The sequence below is a fragment of the Imtechella halotolerans genome (genome assembly GCF_028743515.2).
In the GTDB taxonomy this organism is placed as follows: Bacteria; Bacteroidota; Bacteroidia; order Flavobacteriales; family Flavobacteriaceae; genus Imtechella; species Imtechella halotolerans.
In genome coordinates this window covers 1,047,239-1,072,649 of record NZ_CP117969.2, presented here as the reverse complement: position 1 = coordinate 1,072,649, position 25,411 = coordinate 1,047,239, and the positions used below count along the sequence as shown (strand labels likewise).

The following is a 25,411-nucleotide window of genomic DNA, read 5'->3' as shown; positions in this document are numbered from 1 at the left end:
ATGTTTTTAAACCAATTACATCATCATCATTTTCATACTGGCTCTCAGGCGAGTTGAAAGTGTATTGTGTAAAGTAAACAATCATATAAACCCGTTTGAGTCATTCAAACGGGTTTTTTATTTTCCGTGGAATGGCTTAGACATTAACTACAAAGCAACATGGAAAAGTTTAAAATTGCTATTCAAAAATCGGGAAGACTCAACGAGGATTCCTTACAAATTCTAAAAGATTGTGGTATTTCTATTGACAACGGGAAGGATCAGCTTAAAGCAGATGCTCGTAATTTCCCTCTAGAGGTATTGTATTTAAGAAATGGAGATATCCCTCAGTATTTACGCGATGGGGTTGTGGATGCAGCCATTATTGGTGAGAATTTACTATTTGAGAAGGCCAAGGATTTGGTAGTAGTTGAAAAGCTAGGTTTTTCCAAATGTAGAGTTTCAATGGCCATTCCCAAAGATTCTGAATATCGGTCTATTAAAGATTTTGAAGGTAAAAAAATTGCCACTTCGTATCCCAATACCGTAATGGAGTTTTTGCAATCAAGGGGGGTAAATGCTGAACTTCATATTATTAATGGTTCTGTTGAAATAGCTCCCAATATTGGACTGGCAGACGCTATTTGTGATATTGTATCCAGTGGAAGTACTCTTTTTAAGAACAATTTAAAAGAAGTAGATGTAATCTTAAAAAGTGAGGCTGTTCTCACTATTGCTCCAAGTCTATCTGAGGAGAAGAAGGCCATATTGGAAAAATTACAATTTCGAATAAAATCTGTGTTACGAGCCAGAGAGTCTAGATATGTACTTCTAAATGCACCAAATGAGAAACTTGAACAGATTATTAGTATAGTTCCTGGAATGAAAAGCCCAACGGTCCTGCCCCTAGCTGAGGAGGGTTGGAGTTCTATTCATACTGTAATCAATAAAGATACATTTTGGGAAGTAATAGATGAGCTTAAAGAAGCAGGAGCAGAAGGCATTTTAGTGTGTCCGATTGAAAAAATGGTACTGTAATTAAAAAAATAAACTAATGAATAGTATATACAAACTAAACCAAGCCAATTGGGAAGAATTACTTCAACGTCCTACGGACTCTATGGCTTCTATCGAAACTACCGTGCTGGAGGTGTTTAATGAAGTCCGATTAAAAGGGGATAGTGCCTTGGCTAAATATACGTCTATTTTTGATGGAGTTTCTTTGGATGAATTTTATGTATCGCAAGAGGAATTTCAATTGGCTGAAGCATCCCTTTCTAAGGAATTGAAAAATGCGATACAACTAGCTAAAGGGAATATTGAACGATTTCATGGGGCTCAGAAAACAACAAAGGTAGAAATTGAAACTATGCCCGGAGTTTATTGTTGGCAAGAAAAGAGACCCATTCAAAAAATAGGTCTGTACATTCCTGGAGGTACAGCGCCTTTATTTTCAACTATCTTGATGCTTGCCGTACCTGCAAATTTAGCAGGTTGTGAAGAAATTCTACTATGTACTCCTCCTGATAAGAATGGGGCTATTAATCCCGCAATTTTATACACAGCCCAACTCTGCGGAGTAACTAAAATTGCAAAAATAGGAGGGATTCAAGCCATAGCTGCTATGACTTTTGGTACCGAAAGCATCTCAAAAGTATATAAGATTTTTGGACCAGGAAATCAGTTTGTCACGACTGCTAAGCAATTGGCTACCAAATATGGTGTAGCGATTGATATGCCTGCTGGGCCTAGTGAGTTATTAGTTTTTGCAGATGAAACAGCTAATGCCTCATTTGTTGCTTCAGATTTATTGAGTCAAGCAGAACACGGAGTAGATAGTCAAGTCATTTTAGTGACCACATCAGAGGTCCTTCTAAAGGAGGTTTCCCTGGAAATTGAGCGTCAATTACCTGATTTACCTCGTCGTAAAATTGCCGAAAAAGCCATGCAGAATTCAAGGTTGATTTTGGTAAAGGATACTGTGACAGCATTGACTTTTATAAATGACTATGGTCCTGAACATTTTATTGTATGTGCTTTGGAAGAAGACTTTATTGTTCGAGAAATAGTCAATGCAGGCTCTGTTTTTATTGGAAATTATACTCCTGAAAGTGCCGGTGATTATGCTTCTGGAACAAATCATACCTTGCCCACCAATGGGTATGCTAAGAATTATAGTGGGGTAAATCTAGATAGCTTTTTGAAAAGTATGACTTTTCAAAAAATAACTGTAGAAGGAATTAAAAATATAGGACCTGCCATAGAACAAATGGCTGATGCTGAAGGCTTGCAAGCGCATAAAAATGCTGTTAGTATTCGTTTAAAAAGTTTATAATACATGATGAAAACGACTAAATTTACTTTAGATTCCTTGGTTCGTGTCAATGTCAAAAGATTGACTCCGTATTCTTCTGCAAGAGATGAATTTAAAGACAGTTCTCAAGACATGATTTTCTTAGATGCTAATGAGAATCCATTTGAAAATGGCGTGAACCGTTACCCTGATCCTCAACAACGTTCATTAAAACAAGAATTGGCCCGAATAAAAGGGGTCGATAGTAATCAGATTTTACTGGGAAATGGGAGTGATGAAGTGTTGGATTTATTGTTTCGTGCTTTTTGTGAGCCTGGAGTGGACAATATTATAACATTACCTCCCACTTATGGAATGTATAGTGTTCTGGCGGATACAAATGCTGTTGAGAATAGAGAAGTATTGCTGACAAGTGATTTTCAACCTGATGAAATTGGAGTGATGAATGCTGCAGATGAGTATACGAAAATTACGTTTTTATGTTCACCCAACAATCCAACAGCGAATTCCTTTGAATCGAAAAAAATTGAAAAAATATTGGAAAATACCAAGGGGTTAGTTGTTATAGATGAAGCCTATATTGATTTTTCTTCTCAGCAGAGTTGGCTTAGTAAGCTACAGAAGTATCCAAATTTAATAGTGGTTCAAACGCTTTCTAAAGCCTATGGTTTGGCTGGGATTCGCTTGGGAATCTGCTATGCTTCACAGGAGATTATTTCGGTTTTAACTAAAATTAAGCCCCCTTATAATGTAAATGAATTAACCCAAAAAAAAGCCCTTCAAAGAGTTGTTGACCAAAAAGGTGTAAAAAGTGAAATTGACCTTATATTAGCAGAAAGGGCACTGTTGATCAAAGCGTTAGGTGAGCTTCCATATGTAAATAAAGTATTTCCTACTGATGCTAATTTCATCTTGGCAGAAGTAGATGATGCACAGCTTCGATATACCCAATTACTAAAGGCAGGTGTTGTAGTGCGAAATCGTAGTACCCAACCTATGTGCACTAATACATTGCGATTTACCATTGGAACCTCAGAAGAGAATAAACAATTAATAAACGTATTAACTACCCTAAAGAACTAACATATGTCTAAAAAAGTATTATTTATAGATAGGGATGGAACCCTTATAAAAGAACCAGCCGATGAACAAATAGATAGTTTCGATAAACTTGATTTTTACCCGCAAGCACTTATCTATATGTCAAAAATTGCTAAGGAGCTCGATTATTCATTGGTAATGGTGACTAATCAAGATGGTCTGGGGACGTCTAGTTTCCCAGAAGAAACCTTTTGGCCAGTTCAAAATTTTATAATAAAAACGTTAGCCAATGAAGGTATTCAGTTCGATGAGATAGTAATTGACCGCACCTTTGCTCATGAGAATGCCCCGACTCGTAAGCCTAGGACAGGATTGCTAACTCCCTATTTTTCTAAGGACTATGACCTAGCTAATTCGTATGTCATTGGGGATCGAATGACAGATGTGGAGTTAGCAAAAAACTTGGGTGCAAAAGCTATTTTCATTAATGATAATACTAAATTAGGAAGTGGAGAGACTCAGTGTGATGTCAATGAACTTGCCTCTTTTATCTCATTAGAAAGTAATGATTGGCAGCGTATATATGAGTTTTTAAAATATGAAAATCGTACGGCTTCAATAAATCGTAAAACCAATGAAACGGATATTACAATAGCTATAAATTTGGATGGAAGTGGAAAAAGTACTATTTCTACAGGATTGCCATTTTTTGATCATATGCTTGATCAAATCGCAAGACATGGTCAAATGGACCTGGAAATCCAAGTTAAAGGTGATTTAGAGGTAGACGAACACCATACCATAGAAGATGCAGCTATAGCCCTTGGAGAGGTTTTTAATAAAGCCTTGTCAGATAAACTTGGTATAGAACGTTATGGCTTTTGCCTTCCTATGGATGATTGCCTAGCACAAGTTTCAATTGATTTTGGTGGCAGAAATTGGTTGGTATGGGACGCTGAATTTAAAAGAGAACTGATCGGAAAGGTACCTACAGAGATGTTTTTTCACTTTTTCAAATCCTTTACAGATGGCGCTAAAGCCAATTTGAATATAAAGGCGGAAGGTACTAATGAGCACCATAAAATTGAAGCTATTTTTAAAGCATTTGCCAAAGCTATTAAGATGGCTGTAAAAAGAGATATCGAAAAAATGATATTGCCATCAACAAAAGGAATGTTGTAAAAAACACATATGAAATTTGAAAAAAGAACAAATGAAAATAGCAATCATTGATTATGGAGCTGGAAATATCCAGAGTATCAAATTTGCCATTAAACGATTGGGATATGAGGCTATTTTAACCAAGAATATTGAAACGATAAGAGGCGCAGATAAAGTTATTTTTCCGGGTGTAGGAGAGGCTAGTTCGGCAATGATGAAATTAATAGATAGTGGATTACATACCCTTATCCCATCACTAACTCAGCCTGTATTAGGTATATGTCTGGGGATGCAACTTATGTGCAAATTTTCAGAAGAGGGTAAAACCCAAGGGTTAGGAATTTTTGAGGTAGATGTGGTTAGGTTCCCCGGTACTTTAAAGGTTCCCCAAATTGGCTGGAATACAATTAATCAACTTCAGACTCCTTTATTTTCTGAAATTGCTGAAAATGAATATATGTATTTGGTTCATAGTTTTTATGCGGCTTTATGCCCTTCTACTATTGCAACAGTGACCTATGGGTTCCCTTATAGCGCTGCATTACAAGTTGATAATTTTTATGGGGTGCAATTCCATCCCGAGAAAAGCAGTGACGCTGGAATTCAGTTATTATCCAATTTTTTAAAACTTTAATGTATGAGAATAATACCTGCAATTGATATCATTGACGGAAAATGTGTTCGTCTTTCAAAAGGTGATTATGCCACTCAAAAAACCTATAATGAACATCCATTGGAAGTAGCTAAAGCCTATGTAGATCATGGAATTACTCATTTGCATTTAGTCGATCTTGATGGTGCTCAGGCTAGCCATATTGTAAACTATAAAGTTCTTGAGAACATCGCTTCAAATACTCCTTTGAAAATTGATTTTGGAGGAGGATTGAAATCAGATGAAGACCTGAAGATAGCGTTTGAATCTGGCGCTTCTCAAATTACAGGAGGAAGTATTGCCGTAAAAAATAAATCACTTTTTAAAAGGTGGCTAAATGAGTACGGCCCTGAAAAAATTATATTAGGAGCTGATGTACTTAATAATAAGATTGCGGTTAGTGGTTGGCAAGAATCTTCTCAGGAGGAATTACTACCATTTATACAGTCCTATCAAAAGGAAGGCATATCCTATGTGATTTGCACCGATATCTCTAAGGATGGTATGCTTCAAGGCCCTTCATTTGAGTTATATAAAGCCATACTTGAAGAGACTACTGATGGACTTAAATTGATTGCTTCAGGAGGGATTTCACACTATGATGAATTGCCAAAATTGGCAGCACTTGGATGCGAAGGAGTTATTATAGGGAAAGCCATTTACGAAGGAAGAATTAGTTTAAAACAATTAGAAGAATTTATACAGTAAAGAATGTTAGCAAAACGTATTATTCCCTGTCTAGATATAAAAAATGGGAGAACAGTAAAGGGTGTTAATTTTGTAGCACTTAAAGATGCTGGTGATCCTGTTGAGTTGGCTGCTAAGTATGCTGAAAATGGGGCGGATGAGCTTGTATTTTTAGATATTTCGGCCACGGAAGAACGAAGAAAAACACTGGCTGATTTAGTTTTAAGGGTGGCAGAAAATGTCACCATACCTTTTACAGTGGGAGGTGGGATTTCGGCTGTACAGGATGTTGAAATCTTGTTGCAATGCGGCGCTGATAAGATTTCAATTAATTCGGCTGCTGTAAAAAATCCAAATCTAATTACAGAATTATCCCAACAATTTGGGAGTCAATGTGTGGTAGTCGCTGTAGATGCACGTCAAATGGATGGACGTTGGAAAGTGCATTTGGTAGGAGGAAAGGTTCCTACCCAGTTGGATTTGTTTGACTGGGCAAAGGAAGTTGAACAAAGAGGTGCGGGGGAGCTTTTATTTACTTCTATGGATCATGACGGTACCAAGGATGGGTTTGCAAATGAAGCCTTAGCCATTTTATCAGATTCACTGTCAATTCCTATTATAGCTTCGGGAGGTGCAGGAAAAATTGAACATTTTACAGATGCCTTTATAAAAGGTAAGGCAGATGCTGCTTTAGCAGCTAGTGTCTTTCACTTTAATGAAATTGAATTAAAAACGTTAAAGAAAGAATTACAACAGCAGGGAATTCCTGTAAGAATATAATGATATGAATATAGATTTTTCAAAAAATTCAGATAAACTGGTACCAGCCATTATAGTAGATGCTAGTACTCAGAAGGTTTTAATGCTAGGCTATATGAATAATGAAGCCTACACCAAGACCATTAGTAGTGGTAAGGTTACTTTTTTTAGCAGATCAAAAAACAGGCTGTGGACCAAAGGAGAAGAAAGTGGTCATTTTTTAGAATTAGTGGATGTAAAAATTGATTGTGATAATGATACGCTCCTCATATCGGTGCATCCTAAAGGACCTACCTGTCACACTGGGACTGATACATGTTGGGGGGAAAGAAACGACCCTAGTTTTGGTTTTTTTACTACTCTGGAAGCAATTATAGCTTCTCGTAAACTGGATAGTAATAACCCTACTAGTTATATTGCCTCACTGTTCCGGAGTGGGATTAATAAAATTGCACAGAAAGTCGGAGAAGAGGCTGTGGAGACAGTAATTGAAGCTAAAGATAATAACAACGAACTTTTTCTAGATGAAGCTTCCGATTTATTGTTTCACTACTTAATTTTGCTCCAAGCCAAAGGATTTACTTTAGCGGATATTGAAAAACGTTTGCAAAGCAGACATAAATAGTACCTATGCAAGATAACCATACTATTAAACCAAATGGATGGGCACTCATTCCATTGTTGATTTTTGTTTCGGTTTTTTTAGGAACCGGAGTTTTACTAAATGATTTCTATGCATTGCCAGCCCCCATTGCAGTATTGGTAGGATTATTCGCTGCTTTTATAGCCTTAAAAGGAGGAACGCAACAAAAAATTGCTACCTTCCTTCAGGGGTGTGGAGAGAGCAGAATCATGACCATGTGTATCATTTTTCTATTGGCCGGAGCATTTGCAACGGTTACTAAAACCATGGGTGGTGTAGATGCTGTTGTACAACTAGGAATGCAATTTATATCTGTAAAATATTTACCTATTGGAATTTTTATTATCACTGCATTTTTATCATTAGCTACTGGAACTTCAGTAGGAGCCATTGTAGCCATGGGGCCTATTGTTGTAGGCTTAGCTGATCAAAGTGGTGTATCATTAGCCTTATTATGCGGTATGCTTCTTAGCGGGGCAATGTTCGGTGATAACCTATCCATTATATCGGATACTACCATCGCAGCAACCCAATCGTTTGGTGTTAAGATGGGTGAGAAGTTCAAAGTAAATACCTTAATTGCATTACCTGCATTTTTAATAACAATTATTCTGTTATTGTTTTTTCTACCTGATGCTCAAATGGCTACACAAGTAAGCCCAGAAACCCCTGTTTCGGTAATTAAAATCATTCCTTATCTTTTAGTTGTTGGGTTGGCTGTTTCAGGAATAAATGTGTTCTACACTTTATTTACTGGTATTATTGCTGCTGGTGTTATAGGGTTGGCTTATGGTGATTTTGGGCTTTTAACTTTCGCCCAAGAAATTTACCAAGGGTTTACAGGAATGATTAATATTTTTTTATTAGCCATGCTTACAGGAGGATTAGCTGCAATGGTTCGTAAGGCCGGAGGTATTGCATTTGTGATGCAAATGGTATCGCAACAAATCCGTTCTATAAAATCAGCACAAACTGGGATGGGATTCCTTACCGGACTTACTAATACGGCTATAGCCAATAATACGGTCTCTATCATAATAACGGGTACCATTGCCAAGAACATTAATGACTCGTATCAATTAGACCCTAGGAAATCAGCTACCATCTTAGACAATTTTGTGTGCGTAGTTCAGGGAATATTGCCTTATGGAGCTCAAATGCTTCTAATTTTAAACTTTTCTCAGGGAAATACAGATTATATTTCTGTCTTGGAACATGCCTGGTATTTATTTGCCTTATTAGGGATGACACTTATAAGTATTTATACCCCTTTGTGGGATAAATTGATAGCTAAGATTAAATAATTTGTATTTTTATAAAAATAGTATGATCGATGGCAACTTCAAAAAAAAGAGCTAAACGTATTTCCAAATCGCATAAAAAAGTTGGGTTGCCTCCGGGAACCATGACCTACGTTGGGAATAAAGAGTCTAGCGAGCTTATCATAGAAGTATATAATTATACACCGGAAGGTGTTACTCATAAAGATTGTACTACTGTAGAAGATGCAGTGGCGTTTTTGGCAACCGATGCTGTTACTTGGGTGAATCTCAATGGCCTGTTTCATGTAAAAGCTATTGAGGAGTTGGGAAAATCAGTAGGGATGCACCCCTTACAGTTGGAGGATGTAGTTAATGTCAACCATCGCCCTAAAATTGAAGAATTGACTAAAGGGGGGCTTTTTGTAATTCTAAAAATGCTTTATTACAATGAAGCAAATGAACTTATTATAGAACACATATCACTAGTATTTAAAGATAATACAGTGATTTCCTTTCAGGAGGATGATAAAGATGTTTTTGACATTATACGTCAACGTATCAAGGAGCCTAGAGGCGTGATTAGAAATAAGCAAGCTGATTATCTGCTTTTTGCCATAATGGACGCTGTAATAGATCACTATTTTCTTATCCTAGAAACCTTAGGTGATAAAATTGAGGTGCTAGAGGATCAGTTAATTTATAATCCCACTGATAATCTGGTAGGTGAAATACAACAACTTAAAAGAGAAGTCCTTAAAATACGTCGCTCTATTTATCCCTTAAGAGAGGTTGTAGGAAATCTTGAAAAGGCAGAACACCCCTCAATTTCTGATGACACCCAAAAGTACTTTAGGGATTTATATGATCACACCATCCAGGTTATTGAAACCATTGAAACCTACCGTGATATGTTGTGGGGACTAATGGATATGTATATGAGTAGCGTAAGTAACAAAATGAACAATGTCATGAAAGTACTTACCATCATTGCAACCATTTTTATTCCTTTAACTTTTATAGTGGGGGTTTATGGAATGAATTTCGAGAACATGCCAGAGTTACATTACCAAAATGGATACTATATAGTGTGGATAGTTATGCTTGTTATCTTCTTAGCAATGCTCTATTATTTTAAACGTAAAAAATGGTTGTAACCCTTTGGTGACTACTCAAAAAGATCAGAAGAAAGGTATCTGTCTCCACGGTCACAAACAATGGCTACCACAACACCACTATCTATTGTTTCAATCAGCTTTAGGGCGGCTGCTACAGCACCACCGCTGCTCATACCAGCAAAAATCCCTTCCTCTTTGGCTAATCGCTTGGTCATTTGAATTGCTTCTGTTTCTGTGACTTCTATGATTTGATCTACTTTGTCAGGATTGAAAATTTTAGGCAAATATTCTTTTGGCCATTTTCGAATTCCGGGGATTTTAGATACATCATCAGGTTGTACGCCTACAATTTGAATATCAGAATTTTGTTCTTTAAGGTAGGTAGAAGTTCCCATAATAGTACCAGTTGTGCCCATCGAGGAAACAAAATGAGTGACCTTTCCATTGGTATCATTCCATATTTCAGGTCCGGTAGTCTTGTAATGAGCCTTCCAATTATCATCATTGCCAAATTGATTAATCATTACATAACCTTCATTGGCTACCTTTGATTCGGCGTAATCACGACTGCCTTCAATACCCACCTGAGCAGGAGTGAGTGTTACTTTAGCTCCATATGCTCTCATTGTCTGTACTCTTTCTTTTGTCGAATTCTCAGGCATTACAAGTTCGATATTGAGTCCATATAACCCAGCAATCATGGCTAAGGCGATACCGGTATTACCGCTTGTAGCTTCAATAAGTTTAGTATCCTTATTAATATCTCCGCGTTCTAAAGCGCTTTTAATCATGTTGTAGGCTGGTCTGTCCTTTACACTGCCTCCTGGGTTGTTGCCTTCTAGTTTTAAAAGAAGTGTAACCCCTGGTTTGTTTATTAATTTTTTGGCCTCTACAAGGGGAGTATTACCTATTTGATCTAATATGAAATTATTCATGATTTACAGTCTTAATTTTGATTTCAGGGGTATGAGTTACCAGTGAATTTGCTGGTATAGAGGATGTTAACCAAACGTTTCCTCCAATTACGCTATTGGCACCTATAATTGTTTCTCCACCCAAAATGGTAGCATTGGCATAAATAGTTACATTGTCCTCAATAGTTGGATGACGTTTTACATTTTGCATTTTTTTTGATACCGATAAGGCTCCTAGGGTAACCCCCTGATATATTTTAACATTGTTTTTGATGATGGTTGTTTCACCTATGACCACACCTGTGGCGTGGTCAATAAAAAATGAATCTCCAATCTGAGCACCAGGATTAATATCAACACCGGTTAGGCGATGTGCATATTCAGTCATAAGACGTGGTACCATTGGAAAACCCATTTTATGAAGTTCATGAGCAAGTCTGTAGACTGCAATAGCATGAAAACCAGGATAGCAAAGATACACTTCTTCTATAGAGTGGGAGGCAGGATCGTTTTGTGTCGTGGCACACGCATCCAAGTTAAGCTTTTCAAGGATATTGGGAAGCTTCGAGACATATTGTTCCCAAACTGTATGGCAAGGCTTTTCTGTTTTCCAACACACTAAATCAACTAATTCTGTAAAAATAGTTTCTACTTCTTTCAGATTTTCTGCAACTGGGGTTTCAGCGTCGAATAAAGTATAGAAAAGGCGATGTGTAAACAGTTCAGCTTTTTCCTTAAGACGTATTTTTAGATTGGGATGTTTTTTGTGAGCTTCGAGAAGCGATATAATAGATTCTTGACTCATAGCGATCTTTTATGGAATGTAAAATTAACAATTATTACGCTTCATTATAGTAGAAAATAGTAACTTTAAACTGCAATTTATAAAAGATAAAACCAATGATTATTGATGTACTTCAACCGACAACCATTGAATTTCTTAAAGAATTAAGAGCAAATAATACGAAGGAATGGTTTGAAGAACATAAAAAGCAATTCAAAAATGAAGAAACGCATACCAAAGCTTTTTTTTCTTCAGTTCTAAATTTATTACGAGCTCATGATGATATTGATGCCATGAAGATGTTTAGAATTTATCGAGACGTTCGATTTTCAAAAAATAAACAACCCTATAAAAACCATTTAGCTGTTTCTTACCATAGAAGAAAGCCTCATTTAAGAGGAGGGTACTATTTACATATTGAACCAGGAAATTCTTTTATAGCTTGTGGTTTTTGGGATCCCAAACCCGATGATCTTTTACGTATTAGAAAGGAATTTGAAATGGATGATGTCTATATACGTAAAATATTAAATGATCCAGATTTTGTGTCAACTTTTGGAAATTTGCAAGGAGAGGAGGTTAAAACAGCTCCCAAGGGATTTGATAAAAACCATCCTGCCATAGACCTAATCAAAAAAAAGCAATTCTATGCACAGCATTCCTTTACAGATGAGGAGGTGTTATCTGTTTCCTTTCTAAGTACGGTAGATGAGGCCTATAAAAAAATTCGCCCATATTTTGATTATATGAGCGAAGTATTGACGACCGATTTAAACGGTGTTTCTTTAATAGACTAGTGAATTACCTTAATAGTAAAGTTGTTATTGTTAAAGGTAACCGTATCTCCAACTTGTTTGTCAAGAAGTAATTGACCAACAGGAGCCTCTTTAGAAATAGCAAAAAACATTTTACCATCCAATTCAATTTTACCTAGAGGAATCGATAAGAAGAAATTTCCCATTGAAGTTTCAATGATACTTCCAATTTTAACCACCTCATTGGTTTGGAAAATATCAACTTGTTTGAGTTGATCTTTCATCTGATTAGCCTCTTCTAAGTATTGTACTACTTTGTTCTGTGCAGATGTAAAATCAGTAGTTCCACCTCCTTCTTCATCGCTTGAGGCTTTGTCATTGTTTTCAATAGATTCTTTAATGATTTCCAGCTCGCCCTTATATTTGTCAATACGAGCATTTAAAATGTCCAGGCACTTTCGATACACTTGTTCTTTAATCATTGCTTCCAAAAATTAGACTGCAAAATTAAGCTAAAAAGTAAAGCGAAAACCCCTTAAATGAAAATTATGCAACGTTTTCAGATTCTAACAGTAGTAATTGATTTTTAAGGTTCTCAATTACAATATTCATCATACGTTTGTTAAGGGCAGAAGAATTTTCTATATAGACTAAATACTCCTCTACAGTAAATTGTCCTATAATCATCCCCTTAAGAGAGTTTCGAAATTTAATATCCTTCTGTATTGCATTTTCTATATAGTGCATGCGCTTTTCTATGGATAATGTAAAGAATACACCTTTGTGTTTATTAGCATAATTACGAAAAGCTTCAATTAGCAGTTCGTTTTGCAGTTTGATTACCGGACGTAACGTTTGATTTTGAAAACGTTCGTCACAGCTCATTTGTTCATTAAACGTCACTGAAGAAACTTCTGGACGAATACGGGTAAGATTAGTGGTTCGAGTGTTCATAAGAGAAGTTTTACTAAAGTTAGCCAATAATAAATGGGCATTTGGAACATTAATCTTGTAGTTTTCAACTAGTTTATAAACAATCTATATTCTGAAATTGTTGTTTTTGGAAGAGTTTAGTATCTTGTAGTCATAGAAATACATTGCAATTAGAATGAATTCACTTTCTAAATACCATGCTTGTAGTACGTCAATGTAATCACAATTAAATTGAAATATACTCATGAGATTTCACACTAGAAAATGGGTAAAACCAGAAGATTTAAATGCCAATGGAACTCTTTTTGGAGGGAAATTATTAGCATGGATCGATGAAGAAGCGGCTTTATATGCAATTATACAATTAGAGAATCAAAGGGTAGTAACTAAATACATGTCCGAAATTAACTTTACAAGTTCAGCTAAAACAGGTGATATTATTGAAATTGGAATGCTTGCTACTCATTTTGGTAAAACATCCTTAGAACTCACTTGTGAAGTACGAAATAAAATGACCAGAGAAACGATTATACAAGTTGAAAAAATAATCATGGTGAATTTAGGTGAAGATGGCAAACCTTTACCTCATGGAAAAACTGAGATAGAATTTGTACGTGATCGATTAAAATAATCCGAAAGAAGAATGATTTACTAATCTAAGTGTTTAGAAACGGTAAAATCCTTTCCGGTGGGTAATTCATATAATTCTAAATCAAAATACGGTGCAGCGGCAATTAGGTGCTCAAATATATCTGCCATGATTCGTTCATAATTCTCCCAACGTTTGTCACTTGAAAATACATAAATTTCTAGAGGTATACCCTGAGGTGTTGGTGGTAGATGACGTGTCATCATCAGCATATCTTTGTTAGTGGCTGGATGATTTTTTAGATATAAATCGCAGTATTTTCTAAAGATTCCGAAGTTAGTCTGGTTTCTACCATTAATCATGACATCTTTATTGTACCCATGATCGGTATTGTATTTATCAATATCCTTTTGTCGATGCTCAATATAGTGCGTTATCATTTGGATTTTTGAAAACCGTTCCAAATCATCTTTTGACAGAAACTTAATACTATTGGCTTTTATGTAAATGGCTCTTCTAATACGTCTACCGCCACTTTCCTGCATTCCTCTCCAGTTCTTAAAAGAATCTGAAATAAGAGCGTAGGTAGGAATAGTTGTAATTGTGTAGTCAAAATTTTGAACTTTCACAGTGGTAAGGTTAATTTCAGTTACGTTACCATCAGCTCCGTATTTCTCTTGGGTGATCCAATCTCCAATGCGAACCATATCGTTTATGGACACCTGAATACTAGCTACAAATCCTAAGATTGTATCCCTGAACATGAGTAATATGATCGCAGAAGCTGCTCCTAAAGTTCCTAGAAACTGAAGCATTTTCTCTTCGGTAAACTCTGAGTAAATAAAAATAAACCCAATAAACCATAAGAATAATATAATTACCTGAGCAAAGCTATCTATAGGCTTATCCTTATAATCATCTTTACTTTTTAAATATTCACGTGTAGATTTTACGATACTTCTAACAATCCAAACAGATAGTACAATGATGTAAATATCTGTAGCTTTCAGCAGTATCTTTTCCCACTTTGGAAAATCATCAAACAAAGTGGGAATTAGATACACGAATATTATGAATGGTATAATATGACCTATGTATTTTGGAAAATTACTTTTGACTAGAAAGTCATCAAAAGTGGTTTTAGTTCGATTGGAAAACATATGAAATGCCACCACAATAAACTTTCTAATGAACCAGTCAATAAATAACAATAGTAAGCTTACCAACACAAGGTTGACAAATAAATTGATATTTGTTGAAACTGTTCTATCAATTCCCTGATCTCGAAGAAACCGATAAACAACTTTACTTAGTTCATACAAGGTCATACTAAAATGTCATTACTTATTTTAAGATTGTGATTGTAATTTTTGCGCTACCGCCTGGACCTCATCCAAAACACGTAGTAAGTTTTCACCCCATAATTTAGCGATTTCTTCTTCAGAATAACCACGTCTTACAAGTTCAAGGGTTACATTAAAGGTTTCAGAGGCATCATTCCAGCCTTCAACGCCGCCACCTCCATCAAAATCGGAACTAATCCCCACATGATCTATACCAATTAGTTTTACCATATAATCGATATGGTCAACAAAATCAGCCACATTTACAGGGATTACAGTTTCTTTTAGTTTTTCTATTTGAGCTTCAGCAGCTTTTTGTACTTTTTTATAAGTGTCCAAATAGGCCGTTCTACTGGCTTCATCCATTTTCATGATTTCGGAGCGATCCTTACGTTCAAACCCCATTTCATCTCCTACTTTTTTAAGTAGCTCCTGTCTAGCCTTATTAAAGGCTTCATGTTTTTCTGTATTGGTATAGGCACTAAAAGCAACGGTTTGTACAACTCCTCCATTTTCCTTCATTAACAATAATTGTTCATCATCTAGGTTACGAGAATGGTTGCAAAGTGCTCTAGCCGAAGAATGCGAGGCAATGATAGGAGCTTTGGAAAGCGCAATCATTTGTTTCATAGATTCTTTTGATGGGTGAGATACATCAATCATAATCCCTAAACGATTCATTTCAGTAACAGCTTGTTTGCCTAAATCACTTAAACCATTATATAGCCACAAACTGTCCGCTTCACCTGTATTAGAGTCACAAAATTGGCTATGTCCATTATGAGACAAAGAAATATAACGAGCTCCAAGCTTATAAAACTTTTCAAAGTTTGTTAAATCAGTTCCTAGAGAATACCCATTTTCTACCCCAATCATTGCTACCATTTTACCTTGAGCATGAATGTCTCTTATTTCTTTAGAAGAGGTAGCCAGTCCTATTTTTTCAGGAGCAAAGTCAGTAACTAATTTATGGATTGCATCAAATTTTTCCATAGCACTTTTAGCTGCTACTTCGTACCCTTGCTCAGTTAGTTCTCCTTGTCCTGTATAAACAATAAACCACGCCACATCAAGTCCTCCAGCTTCCATTTTGGGAAGCGTAACCTGGGTGTCTAAGTCTTGGGTATAATTGATACTGTCTGTAAAATTAGCTACATTGATATCAGCATGTGTATCAATGGTTAAAACCTTTTCATGAATTTCTTTAGCACGTTTTACCAGAGCCTCTTCGGGTGTAAGTTCAGGAGTTTTTTCTTTGCAAGAAAAAAGCGCAAGAGATAGCAGTGCAATCGAAATAGTTTTTTTAATCATAGTATAAAAGTGTTTGGTTGATGTATTAACTGCTAAAATACTAATTATCCTTTCGCTTTTAAAATATATTGAAAATAGCCAAAGCATAAAGAAAGAATCGCAGAAAACGTAAAAGACCAAACAAAAAGACTCCTCTAAGGGGATATCCTATAATACCAGCGGCTACACATGTTATTGAAAATGGTATCGGAAGTAAAGCTCCAGCTACTATTAAAAATCCTCCCCATTTAGCTGTATTTTTTAAATGCTTTGCCATTTTAACTTCCAAGTAATTGTGAACAGCAGGGATGTCGGTAATGGCTTTACCAATAAAGTAGGACAAAATTCCTCCCATATATGATAATGTGGCTAACAAGGCTAAATTACCATTAGGGTGAAGGGTGGTATTTGCCCAAGCAATAAATATTTCAGGTGGGATTAGTCCTAATAGACTTTCTGAAAGGAAAAACACTAATAAAATTCCATAAGGAGGTAATTCTTGAGTCAAGCTTTTTAACGCTTCTCCTAAATCAATTACAAAAAAATGGACCAACAAAAGTATGGCTATTATTACCAGAATTGGCATAATGGCCTTTTTAATACTACTTCCCAAAAAATTATAAAAACCCGTATAGCTATAATATTGGTGTAGTAATTTTATACGTGATTTTTTTTTCTTCTTTTTTGATTTCTCTTTCATAATAAATATGTGTACAAAGACTTTCGGCAATGTTGCGCAATTTTAAGGCTTTTTTGATATGGTTAATGATAACTATACGTTAAAATTTCATCTTTGAAATGTGCAAAAATGACAAGAAATTTACAATCATTTACATCGTAGGTAACTCTAATCACCTTACATTCGTATCATGGTTACAGAAATCACTACAACTGGTTGGATACTCGCGTATCTAGGCGCATTTTTATTAGGCATTTCCAAATCCGGATTAAAGGGTATTGGGATTATGATTGTTACCATCATGGCCTTGGTATTTGGCGGTAAACCATCTACCGGCGTCCTCATGCCTATGTTATTGGTTGGAGATGTATTTGCAGTAAGTTATTACCGTCGATATCTTGAAAAGAAATATCTCTACAAACTTCTTCCTTGGATGCTCATTGGTGTACTTTTAGGAGTTTATACAGGAAATAGTATTTCTGAAGATCTCTTTAAAAAAGGAATGGCAGTAATCATTGCCATTTCGGTAGCCATCATGTTTTGGTGGGACAGGCAAAAAGGAATGGCAATTCCTTCACATCCTGTATTTGCCGGTACTATGGGGCTTTCTGCCGGTTTCGCTACGATGATAGGTAATCTGGCCGGGGCTTTTTCTAATTTGTACTTTTTAGCAATGCGGCTTCCCAAAAACAACTTTATTGGTACTACAGCTTGGCTGTTGTTTCTCACAAATCTGTGTAAATTACCATTTCACATTTGGGTTTGGGAAACCGTCACTAAGGATACATTAACCGTGAATCTTTACTTGCTGCCGGCCCTTGTTATTGGATTATTTACCGGGGTACAATTAGTTTCACGTATTAAAGAGATGAATTTCAGAAAAATAATTTTAATATTAACTGCCTTAGGCGCACTTTTAATCTTTTTACGTTAAAAAAGATTAATTTTCCTCAGCATAGGCAATTAAAGCATTGCAATACTCTCTTAAATCCAATGCGTTTGATTTTTTATCTGGATCTGCAAACAATGAAAGTAGGTAAGCTAAACTCTCTTTAGCGTCCACTTCTTCACTAGCTGCAGTAAATTCAATACCTTCAATTGGTTCATCATCAGGTATTGCAATTGCAAAAGTCTGATTTGCTTCTATGTGTTCAAATGTTAGACGAATAGTTTTTGCTAAAAGTGGATTTTTGTCTTCTACAGCATAAGGTCTTAAGTCTTGTAAATCTGCGACCAATGTATTGGTGATAATTCCATTTCTAGATAAATCGTCCTGTATTTTAGCCAGTAACTTTAAAGCTTTTGAATTTTTCAATGTTGAAAGTTTAGTATTAACGGTTGCAAAAATATAACAACCTGACGGTATGATACAATCAAATCATGCACAATTTTCAAGCAATTTTGAAGAAAAGAGGTAAATCTTAACGGTTTGTTAAACTTAAGTGCACGGCAAGAGAAAAACTTATATTTGAAACGTAATCAATTCTTAACTAAAATCCATTTAACTGATGAGAAAACCTGTATCACTTTTAGTGGCCTCATTTTTTCTTTGTAGCGTAGCTGTAATAGCGCAAACTAAGGAGAAAATGGTTGAAGCCATGGTAAAGGAAGCAACCGAAAATTCACATTTAGAATCATTAGCACATGAATTATTGGACCAAATAGGTCCTCGATTAATCGGTACTCCACAAATGAATCAAGCACATGATTGGGCTGTTTCTAAATTCCAGTCATGGGGTATAGACGCGCACAATGAGCAATATGGACAGTGGAAAGGCTGGGAGCGAGGAATTACACATATTGATATGGTTTCTCCACGTGTTGTTTCTTTAGAGGGCCGTCAATTGGCTTGGAGTCCGGCTACACCTAAAAAAGGTGTTCAGGCTGAAGTTATTGTACTTCCAGAAGTTGCAAATGCTGCCGAATTTGCGAAGTGGTTACCTACTGTAAAGGGTAAAATTGTATTAATATCAATGCATCAGCCTAGTGGAAGACCTGAGTATAACTGGAAAGAGTTTGCTACAGAGGAATCACTTGCTAAAATGAAAGAAGATAAGGATGCTGCCACCAAAGCTTGGGAGAAACGTATTGAAAACACAGGTTACAATAGCCGTACATTGCCTGAAGTATTGGAAAATAATGGCGCAGTAGCAATTTTTCAATCGTATTGGTCGCAAGGTTTTGGAGTAAATAAAGTATTTAGTGCGCGTACTAAAAAGGTGCCTACTATAGATATTTCTCTAGAGGATTATGGAATGTTATACCGTCTTGCAGAAAGTGGAAGCAAGCCTCAAATTAAATTAACTGCAGAGTCTAAGCATACAGGTATGTCTCCTGCTTTTAATACGATTGCTGAAATTAAAGGTACGGAAAAGCCAGAAGAGTATATTATACTTTCAGCTCACTTTGATTCATGGGATGGTGGAACAGGTGCCACAGATAATGGTACTGGAACCATTGTTATGATGGAAGCTGCTCGTATTCTTAAAAAATTATATCCTAATCCTAAACGTACAATTATAGTTGGACTATGGGGTGGGGAAGAGCAAGGTCTTAACGGATCGCGTGCTTATGTAAAGGATCACCCAGAGGTTGTAAACAATATGCAAGCATTGTTTAACCAAGATAACGGTACTGGACGAGTTGTTAATATTAATGGACAAGGATTCTTACATTCATATGAGTTCATTACACGTTGGTTACAAGCAGTACCTGTAGATATTCGTAAACATATTGAAACAACTTTCCCTGGCATTCCAGGTACAGGAGGCTCTGATTTTGCATCATTTGTTGCTGCAGGAGCACCAGGATTTTCATTAAGTTCACTTAACTGGTCATATGGAAATTATACATGGCACACAAACCGCGATACGTATGATAAAATTATTTTTGATGACGTTCGTAACAATGCTATTCTAACGGCTATTCTAACCTATATGGCGAGTGAAGACCCTGAAACGTTCCCGAGAGATAGAGCTGTTTTACCAATTAGCCCAAGAACTGGAGAGCAGATCAAATGGCCTGAGCCTCGTGATGCGAATCGTACAGGAGAATATTAATAATATTCTTCAAAAGATACTTAAACGCCGCTTTTGCGGCGTTTTTTTATACCTAAACTTGTTTTGAGATTGACTTTTAACGTTCTATTGGCTGAGTGCTTTGGCAAGATTTTTGTACATTAGCTAGGAAAATGAAATAGCTATGAGGATTTCTTTTACATTGGTATTAGCCATTATTTTTACATTTACTGCGTATACGCAAAAGATTCAAGATAGTAAAAAAGTTACTCCTTTAGTTATTCCTGCTGTCCCAAAGGCTAATTCAAGTCTTTTAATTCTTCCATCTGATAAATCCAAGGCAAGTCCTTTAGAACTTCCTAAAAAAGAGTTGCAATTTCCTGGAACTAATGATTTGGTTCAACGTAAATGGGATGTACGAACGCCAGGAGCTAATATGCAGAAAGGGGAAGATTATTCTGCTATCAAAGGGAATCAATACTTAGGCGATTTTAAAAGTAATTCTTCTAAGCTTAAAATTGTATACAGGGATCACCAGTATGTGGATGGAGATAGAGTGAATGTCTATGTCAACGAACAATTGGTTGCAGGAGATGTTTTCTTAGATGCTTCCTTCAAAGGTATTGAAGTGGAGTTGAAACCTGGTTTTAATACTATTGAATTTGAAGCGCTTAACCAGGGATCATCCGGACCAAATACAGCTGAACTGCGTGTGTATGACGACACGGGTAAGCTCATATCCGGCAAACAATGGATGTTGGCTACCGGGTATAGAGCTAATATGATAGTGGTAAAAGATTAGTCCTTAATTCAAGGTTTTTTATGAAGCTATCTTTTTTTGGAATTTTAACACTACTGATCATCTTAAGTGGTTGCTCAGGATCACAAAAAATAGCCACCCTCGCTCCGGAACCGGATTCTACAGGCACTATCACACCTTTTGAATATCCGCATTCCTACATCAGCATTCCTGTTTCCATACAACTAAAAGACCTTGAAAAAGTAACAAATACTTCCTTACAAGGCCTTATTTATGAAGATGATGATTTTGAAGATGACAATATAAGATTAAAGGTATGGAAGCAAGCTCCGATAGAAATTACCTATGATAATGGTAAACTCAAAACGGTATTTCCTCTTAAAGCTCATATTCAATATCGTTTGGGTACAACGGCTATGGGTGTTGCACTCTATAATATTCGTGATTTTGATTTGAATGGGACCGTAACGTTAGTTAGTAATGTTGGATTGTCGAATTGGAATTTAAAAACACAAACAGCGTTGAAATCATTGGTGTGGAAGGAACATCCTACCATGACATTGTTTGGTCAGAAAGTACCTGTTACTAGTGTAGTATCTCCAGCTATTGCACTTTTTAAATCGGTTATTGAAGATAATATTGATTCTGCTATTGCCACTTCACTTGATTTCAAACCTTCTGTATTAGATGCTCTTGAACAGATTTCAACTCCTTTTCAAATGAGTGATACTTATGAAAGTTGGCTTCGTGTAGTACCAGCAGAATTGTACACTACTGACGCCAAGCTTACTAAAAGCAATATTTCCTTTCAGATGGGCTTGAAGTGTGTATTGGAAACTGTGGTAGGTTATGAACCTAAACGAAAATTTGATAGAAATAAAATCATTCTCAAGCCTGTAAAAGAAATGCCTGAACGTGTTACGGCTACTATTGTAGCTGTTTCTACCTATGAGGATGCTTCTCGTATTATGACTAAGAATTTTAATGGATATACCTTTAGTTCTGGAAGTAAGAAAGTGACGGTTTCCAATGTGAAAATTTGGCAGAAAAGCAATAAAATGATCATTGCATTAGATTTACAAGGCAGTATTGCTGGAACCATTTATTTATCTGGATATCCACAATATAACGAGGTTACTCAAGAGGTCTTCTTTGATCAACTAGATTATGTACTGGATACTAAGAATGTGTTAACTAAATCTGCAAATTGGATGGCTAGTAATTATATTTTAAAGCAATTACAAGAACAATGTCGGTATTCCATAGCTCCCAATTTAGAAGAAGGTAAAGAAAATATTAAGAAGTATATTACTAATTATTCACCTACCGAAGGAGTATATATCAATGGGAAACTAGGTGAATTAGCATTTAAAAAAGTACAATTAACTCCACAGGCAATGTTAGCCTTTATTACCGTAGATGGTATGTTGGAAGTTAAAGTAAATGGATTGTAGGCACCTATAAAGAGAGTATTGTATGGAATGGTATGAAATTGCAAATGAGTCTGCTATAGATTCTCCTTCACTTTTATTATATAAGGATAGGTTAGACTTTAATCTAAATACTTTATTGGAAATGGTTGGTATGGATCCCTCGAGACTGATGCCTCATGTGAAAACCAATAAGAGTGGTAAGGTGATTTCAGAAATGATTGCAAAAGGAATTACACGGTTTAAGGCTGCTACTATAGCAGAAGCAGAGTTGGCGGCACAATCAGGAGCTAAAGAAGTACTTATTTCGCATCAATTGGTAGGCCCAAAAATAGATCGATTTTTGGCTCTACGAAAGGGGTATACTAACACTCATTTTTTTACCCTTATTGACAATGTACAATCACTACAGGAATTAAACGCTAAAGCTGCCAATCGCTTACTAGGTTTCTACCTTGATGTGAATAATGGAATGCATAGGAGTGGAATAGTACCCGAGCTTATAAATGATGAATTGTTACATGAAATAAAGGAGTCTAAAAATCTTTATTTTAGAGGGTTACATGTATATGATGGACAGCATAGAAATGCTGATTTTGAGGACCGAAAAAGCAATATTTTAGAAGGGTGGAGGGCTATTAAAGAAATTTGGAAACAAATAAAAAATGACTATCCTAAGGTTGAAATAATAGCCGGAGGGACACCTTCTTTTTCTACTCATTTACTAGAAAAAGATAGAGTTTGTAGCCCCGGAACTTGTGTTTTTTGGGATGCCGGTTATGAAAAGATACTTTCAGAACAACCATTCAAAGCTGCAGTTGTTGTTTTCACAAGAATTATTTCAAAACCAACAAAAGGAATTATCACAGTAGATATGGGACATAAAGCAGTCGCCTCTGAAAATTCCATTGATAAAAGAATCCAATTTTTGAACCTTATGGATTACGAATTTATCTCTCAAAGCGAAGAACATGGTGTTCTGAAGGTTGAAAACTGGGATAGCCTTCAAGTTGGAGATGTACTATATGGTATTCCTTACCATATATGTCCAACAGTAAACTTATACGAGGAATTACACGTAGTCGAACTGCACAATGTAAATACCACTTGGAACATAGAAGCTCGTAAAAGGAGGATTACCTATTAAGGTTTAACAATTCTATAATTAAAATTTACTACCTTTTTCTTAATTTTAAGTAGTAAAATTAGTAAACCATAGTTTAATTTAAATAGCAATATAATGAAAGCATCACATTTATTACGATTTGCAATACCTATATGGATATTGTTGGCTGTGGTATCTTGTTCATCTAGTAAAGAAGTGGCTACCCAGGCTCAATTGCAACAATTTAATGAAATGATTACTAATCGTACATTCATGATTGAATCAGAATGGGCAGAACCTCAATTTACCAATGCAATGTCAAGTATTGCCAATGCTGGTTTATTACCTCCAGGAAGTAGTGCATCTCGGATCAACCTTATTGGGAATTCTAATTATTTTAAAGTAATGAATGACAGCATATCAGCCTATTTGCCTTATTTTGGTGAGCGACAAATGGGAGGACAATACGGTTCAGGCAATGGTATAGAAATTGAAGGAAAAGCTGAGAAAGTTCAATATACACCAGGTAAAAAGGATAGTTATCAACTACAGTTTTCAGCTCGTGATAAAGAAAATCCAACAGAAAATTACCAGGTACGTATAGATTTGTTTCCGAATAATACTGCTTATATCACAGTTTTAAGTTCTCAACGCTTATCGATAAGGTATACAGGTAGAATGACACCTATAGAAGAATAAAATCCTAATCGCTGAGAATCGCGTATATTTTTTTTTGTTGATGGATTAACCGTATACGCGAATTATGGAGAAGTTATTACAATGAAGTAGTTCGTCATATTTCTTTCTTTTCATATAGTGTTGTATGGTAACGATTCTTTAATTAGTTAATCCAACAAAGTATTGAAATATTATAAATGAACTATAATTTACATTATGTAAAATAGGTTTTTTTGAAAGCTGTTAATTAACCTATTTTAACAATTCCCATTCCTTTATAGTATAGGTGTTAATTGTATTTTTGCCCTACTCTTAATTCTCTATCTATGAATAATAGCAATTTCCGTATTATCAGTATTCTTGAAGGAATTTCCTTTTTACTAATTCTTGGCGTAACTATGCCTTTAAAGTATTATTTTGAAAATCCAGCGCCTAACAAATTTATTGGTATGGCCCATGGTGTTTTGTTTGTACTTTATGTTATGATGGCTTTTAGCCTTCAAAAACAAAATAATTGGAACAACAAGACATTGGCCATTATTTTAGCGTGTTCCATAATTCCATTTGGTACATTTTGGATGGATCGCAGGTATTTAAAAGCCTAGTCTATTTGACATAATATTACTATAAGTATATATAAAAAGCGGTTATTAACCGCTTTTTCTTTTTTAATTATTCTTTTTGTGTAGCACTAATAACGGTGTTTGTGTATGAAAACTTACTTCACCTATACTAGATTTAAGAAACAGTCTTTCAAAAAATGAACGTTGTTTGTTTACCATACACAATAAATCGATTTCTCTACTTTGCGAAAAAACTCTCATTCCTACATCAACTGAGACATCTGTTAGATAATGATAATGTTTAGGTACCCCATTTAATAAACCATCCAGATATTCCCTCACCTTTTCTTTTTCAGGACTAAGTTTACTTGCAGTTAAAACATGCACAACTCGTATAGTAGCTTCTTGTTTTTTAGCGTAGTATTTAATTAGATTTATATTATCTTCATTGTAGTAAAATGAAAAGTCTGTGGCAAAAGCTATTTCATTTAGTCCTTTAAAAACAGCGTTTTCAGGTACTGCGATTACGGGACACTTTACTTTTTCAATAATGTTGGCCGTTGTACTACCAATCATCACTTCTTTTAACCCACTTGCTCCTTTGGTTCCCATCACAACCATATCTACTTTGTATTTCTCAATGGCTGAAATTATTGAAGATACGATATAATCATAACTAGATATGATTTCAAAGGTATGAGTTGGATTCGTATCGTATTCCTTTATTCTTTTCATGATGGTTTCCAGCCCCTGAGCTGACTCCTTTTTGGCAATTTCCTGAATAACCTCAGAAGCACGTGCTGATGATACCGCTGTACTTGGAGCTGACATATGCGGAGCATATGAATTGAAAACAAAAAAGTGGCAAGGTTCGTCTTTATGCATTTCCAATGCATATACGATTGCATTCCATGAGTTTTCCGAAAAATCAGTTGGTAATAAAATGGTTTTCATGTGT

At 35.7% G+C, this 25,411-nt stretch carries 28 protein-coding genes; 19 read left to right on the top strand and 9 right to left on the bottom strand.

All coding sequences use genetic code 11. The annotated features are described in order from the left end of the window. Window positions 1-159: 159 nt before the first annotated feature. The 10 genes from hisG to corA are packed head-to-tail and all read left to right on the top strand — an operon-like array spanning window position 160 to window position 9,652. Window positions 160-1,017, top strand: a complete 858-nt coding sequence (hisG, locus tag PT603_RS04850; RefSeq protein ID WP_008240964.1) for an ATP phosphoribosyltransferase — start codon at window positions 160-162, stop codon at window positions 1,015-1,017. 16 nt (window positions 1,018-1,033) lie between these two features. After that, window positions 1,034-2,314: a histidinol dehydrogenase gene (gene hisD, locus PT603_RS04845; RefSeq protein ID WP_008240963.1), complete on the top strand. Its 1,281-nt coding sequence runs from the start codon at window positions 1,034-1,036 to the stop codon at window positions 2,312-2,314. 3 nt (window positions 2,315-2,317) lie between these two features. After that, window positions 2,318-3,376 carry a histidinol-phosphate transaminase gene (gene hisC, locus PT603_RS04840; RefSeq protein ID WP_008240960.1) on the top strand — a complete coding sequence of 353 codons (1,059 nt, stop codon included), beginning with the start codon at window positions 2,318-2,320 and terminating at the stop codon, window positions 3,374-3,376. 3 nt (window positions 3,377-3,379) lie between these two features. Then, a complete protein-coding gene (hisB, locus tag PT603_RS04835) occupies window positions 3,380-4,516 on the top strand; it encodes a bifunctional histidinol-phosphatase/imidazoleglycerol-phosphate dehydratase HisB (RefSeq protein WP_008240958.1) in 1,137 nt (378 codons plus the stop codon). 31 nt (window positions 4,517-4,547) lie between these two features. Further along, window positions 4,548-5,129: an imidazole glycerol phosphate synthase subunit HisH gene (hisH, locus tag PT603_RS04830; RefSeq protein WP_008240956.1), complete on the top strand. Its 582-nt coding sequence runs from the start codon at window positions 4,548-4,550 to the stop codon at window positions 5,127-5,129. 3 nt (window positions 5,130-5,132) lie between these two features. After that, window positions 5,133-5,855, top strand: a complete 723-nt coding sequence (gene hisA, locus PT603_RS04825) for a 1-(5-phosphoribosyl)-5-[(5-phosphoribosylamino)methylideneamino]imidazole-4-carboxamide isomerase (RefSeq protein ID WP_008240954.1) — start codon at window positions 5,133-5,135, stop codon at window positions 5,853-5,855. A gap of 3 nt (window positions 5,856-5,858) precedes the next feature. Further along, entirely contained in the window at window positions 5,859-6,614 is a 756-nt protein-coding gene (gene hisF, locus PT603_RS04820; protein WP_008240953.1) for an imidazole glycerol phosphate synthase subunit HisF, read from the top strand. A gap of 4 nt (window positions 6,615-6,618) precedes the next feature. Then, the gene (gene hisIE / locus PT603_RS04815) at window positions 6,619-7,218 is read left to right on the top strand and encodes a bifunctional phosphoribosyl-AMP cyclohydrolase/phosphoribosyl-ATP diphosphatase HisIE (RefSeq protein ID WP_008240952.1); all 600 of its coding nucleotides are present in this window, start codon (window positions 6,619-6,621) and stop codon (window positions 7,216-7,218) included. Window positions 7,219-7,223: 5 nt separating this feature from the next. Further along, window positions 7,224-8,540 (top strand): Na+/H+ antiporter NhaC family protein, encoded by a 1,317-nt coding sequence (locus PT603_RS04810; protein WP_008240951.1) that lies wholly within the window; start codon window positions 7,224-7,226, stop codon window positions 8,538-8,540. 29 nt (window positions 8,541-8,569) lie between these two features. Then, on the top strand, window positions 8,570-9,652 hold the full coding sequence (gene corA, locus PT603_RS04805) for a magnesium/cobalt transporter CorA (protein ID WP_008240949.1): 1,083 nt from the start codon (window positions 8,570-8,572) through the stop codon (window positions 9,650-9,652). Between the two features lie 11 nt (window positions 9,653-9,663). On the opposite strand, the gene cysM is transcribed toward corA, so the two are convergent. Together cysM and epsC are read right to left on the bottom strand one after the other, a co-directional pair. Further along, entirely contained in the window at window positions 9,664-10,548 is an 885-nt protein-coding gene (cysM, locus tag PT603_RS04800) for a cysteine synthase CysM (protein ID WP_008240948.1), read from the bottom strand. Continuing rightward, entirely contained in the window at window positions 10,541-11,332 is a 792-nt protein-coding gene (gene epsC / locus PT603_RS04795) for a serine O-acetyltransferase EpsC (RefSeq protein ID WP_008240947.1), read from the bottom strand. Before epsC ends, cysM begins: the two co-directional genes overlap by 8 nt. 95 nt (window positions 11,333-11,427) lie before the next feature. Here epsC and PT603_RS04790 point away from each other — a divergent pair, with 95 nt between their 5' ends. Beyond that, window positions 11,428-12,108 carry a DUF2461 domain-containing protein gene (locus tag PT603_RS04790; RefSeq protein ID WP_008240944.1) on the top strand — a complete coding sequence of 227 codons (681 nt, stop codon included), beginning with the start codon at window positions 11,428-11,430 and terminating at the stop codon, window positions 12,106-12,108. On the opposite strand, the gene PT603_RS04785 is transcribed toward PT603_RS04790, so the two are convergent. Further along, window positions 12,105-12,548: a GreA/GreB family elongation factor gene (locus PT603_RS04785; RefSeq protein ID WP_008240943.1), complete on the bottom strand. Its 444-nt coding sequence runs from the start codon at window positions 12,546-12,548 to the stop codon at window positions 12,105-12,107. The genes PT603_RS04790 and PT603_RS04785 overlap by 4 nt on opposite strands. A 64-nt stretch (window positions 12,549-12,612) precedes the next feature. Continuing rightward, window positions 12,613-13,020, bottom strand: coding sequence for a hypothetical protein (locus tag PT603_RS04780; protein ID WP_008240941.1), 408 nt, complete (start codon window positions 13,018-13,020; stop codon window positions 12,613-12,615). Between the two features lie 223 nt (window positions 13,021-13,243). Here PT603_RS04780 and PT603_RS04775 point away from each other — a divergent pair, with 223 nt between their 5' ends. Continuing rightward, window positions 13,244-13,630, top strand: a complete 387-nt coding sequence (locus PT603_RS04775) for an acyl-CoA thioesterase (RefSeq protein ID WP_008240940.1) — start codon at window positions 13,244-13,246, stop codon at window positions 13,628-13,630. 20 nt (window positions 13,631-13,650) lie between these two features. Here the strand turns inward: PT603_RS04775 and PT603_RS04770 are convergent, their stop codons facing one another. The 3 genes from PT603_RS04770 to PT603_RS04760 are packed head-to-tail and all read right to left on the bottom strand — an operon-like array spanning window position 13,651 to window position 16,921. Then, complete coding sequence (locus PT603_RS04770) at window positions 13,651-14,916, bottom strand: mechanosensitive ion channel family protein (protein ID WP_008240937.1); 1,266 nt, start codon at window positions 14,914-14,916, stop codon at window positions 13,651-13,653. A gap of 21 nt (window positions 14,917-14,937) precedes the next feature. Next, entirely contained in the window at window positions 14,938-16,242 is a 1,305-nt protein-coding gene (locus tag PT603_RS04765; protein WP_008240936.1) for a dipeptidase, read from the bottom strand. 58 nt (window positions 16,243-16,300) lie between these two features. Beyond that, window positions 16,301-16,921 carry a YqaA family protein gene (locus PT603_RS04760; RefSeq protein WP_008240934.1) on the bottom strand — a complete coding sequence of 207 codons (621 nt, stop codon included), beginning with the start codon at window positions 16,919-16,921 and terminating at the stop codon, window positions 16,301-16,303. Window positions 16,922-17,090: 169 nt separating this feature from the next. On the opposite strand from PT603_RS04760, the gene PT603_RS04755 reads away from it, so the two are divergent. Then, complete coding sequence (locus PT603_RS04755) at window positions 17,091-17,834, top strand: sulfite exporter TauE/SafE family protein (RefSeq protein WP_008240932.1); 744 nt, start codon at window positions 17,091-17,093, stop codon at window positions 17,832-17,834. A gap of 6 nt (window positions 17,835-17,840) precedes the next feature. Here PT603_RS04755 and PT603_RS04750 read toward each other — a convergent pair whose 3' ends face one another. Further along, a complete protein-coding gene (locus PT603_RS04750; RefSeq protein WP_008240927.1) occupies window positions 17,841-18,215 on the bottom strand; it encodes a hypothetical protein in 375 nt (124 codons plus the stop codon). Window positions 18,216-18,408: 193 nt separating this feature from the next. Here PT603_RS04750 and PT603_RS04745 point away from each other — a divergent pair, with 193 nt between their 5' ends. The 6 genes from PT603_RS04745 to PT603_RS04720 all read left to right on the top strand — a co-directional run bounded on the left by PT603_RS04745 (window position 18,409) and on the right by PT603_RS04720 (window position 24,495). Continuing rightward, a complete protein-coding gene (locus PT603_RS04745) occupies window positions 18,409-19,959 on the top strand; it encodes a M20/M25/M40 family metallo-hydrolase (protein WP_008240926.1) in 1,551 nt (516 codons plus the stop codon). 142 nt (window positions 19,960-20,101) lie between these two features. After that, the gene (locus PT603_RS04740; RefSeq protein WP_008240924.1) at window positions 20,102-20,719 is read left to right on the top strand and encodes a hypothetical protein; all 618 of its coding nucleotides are present in this window, start codon (window positions 20,102-20,104) and stop codon (window positions 20,717-20,719) included. A 20-nt stretch (window positions 20,720-20,739) separates the two neighbouring features. Continuing rightward, window positions 20,740-22,131 (top strand): DUF4403 family protein, encoded by a 1,392-nt coding sequence (locus PT603_RS04735; protein WP_008240921.1) that lies wholly within the window; start codon window positions 20,740-20,742, stop codon window positions 22,129-22,131. Window positions 22,132-22,153: 22 nt separating this feature from the next. Then, window positions 22,154-23,254: a D-TA family PLP-dependent enzyme gene (locus PT603_RS04730; RefSeq protein ID WP_008240919.1), complete on the top strand. Its 1,101-nt coding sequence runs from the start codon at window positions 22,154-22,156 to the stop codon at window positions 23,252-23,254. Window positions 23,255-23,347: 93 nt separating this feature from the next. Continuing rightward, window positions 23,348-23,911: a DUF4251 domain-containing protein gene (locus tag PT603_RS04725; RefSeq protein WP_008240917.1), complete on the top strand. Its 564-nt coding sequence runs from the start codon at window positions 23,348-23,350 to the stop codon at window positions 23,909-23,911. Window positions 23,912-24,216: 305 nt separating this feature from the next. Beyond that, a complete protein-coding gene (locus PT603_RS04720; protein WP_008240914.1) occupies window positions 24,217-24,495 on the top strand; it encodes a DUF3817 domain-containing protein in 279 nt (92 codons plus the stop codon). A gap of 63 nt (window positions 24,496-24,558) precedes the next feature. Here the strand turns inward: PT603_RS04720 and PT603_RS04715 are convergent, their stop codons facing one another. Further along, window positions 24,559-25,407 (bottom strand): universal stress protein, encoded by an 849-nt coding sequence (locus PT603_RS04715; protein ID WP_008240911.1) that lies wholly within the window; start codon window positions 25,405-25,407, stop codon window positions 24,559-24,561. Between the last annotated feature and the right edge of the window lie 4 nt (window positions 25,408-25,411).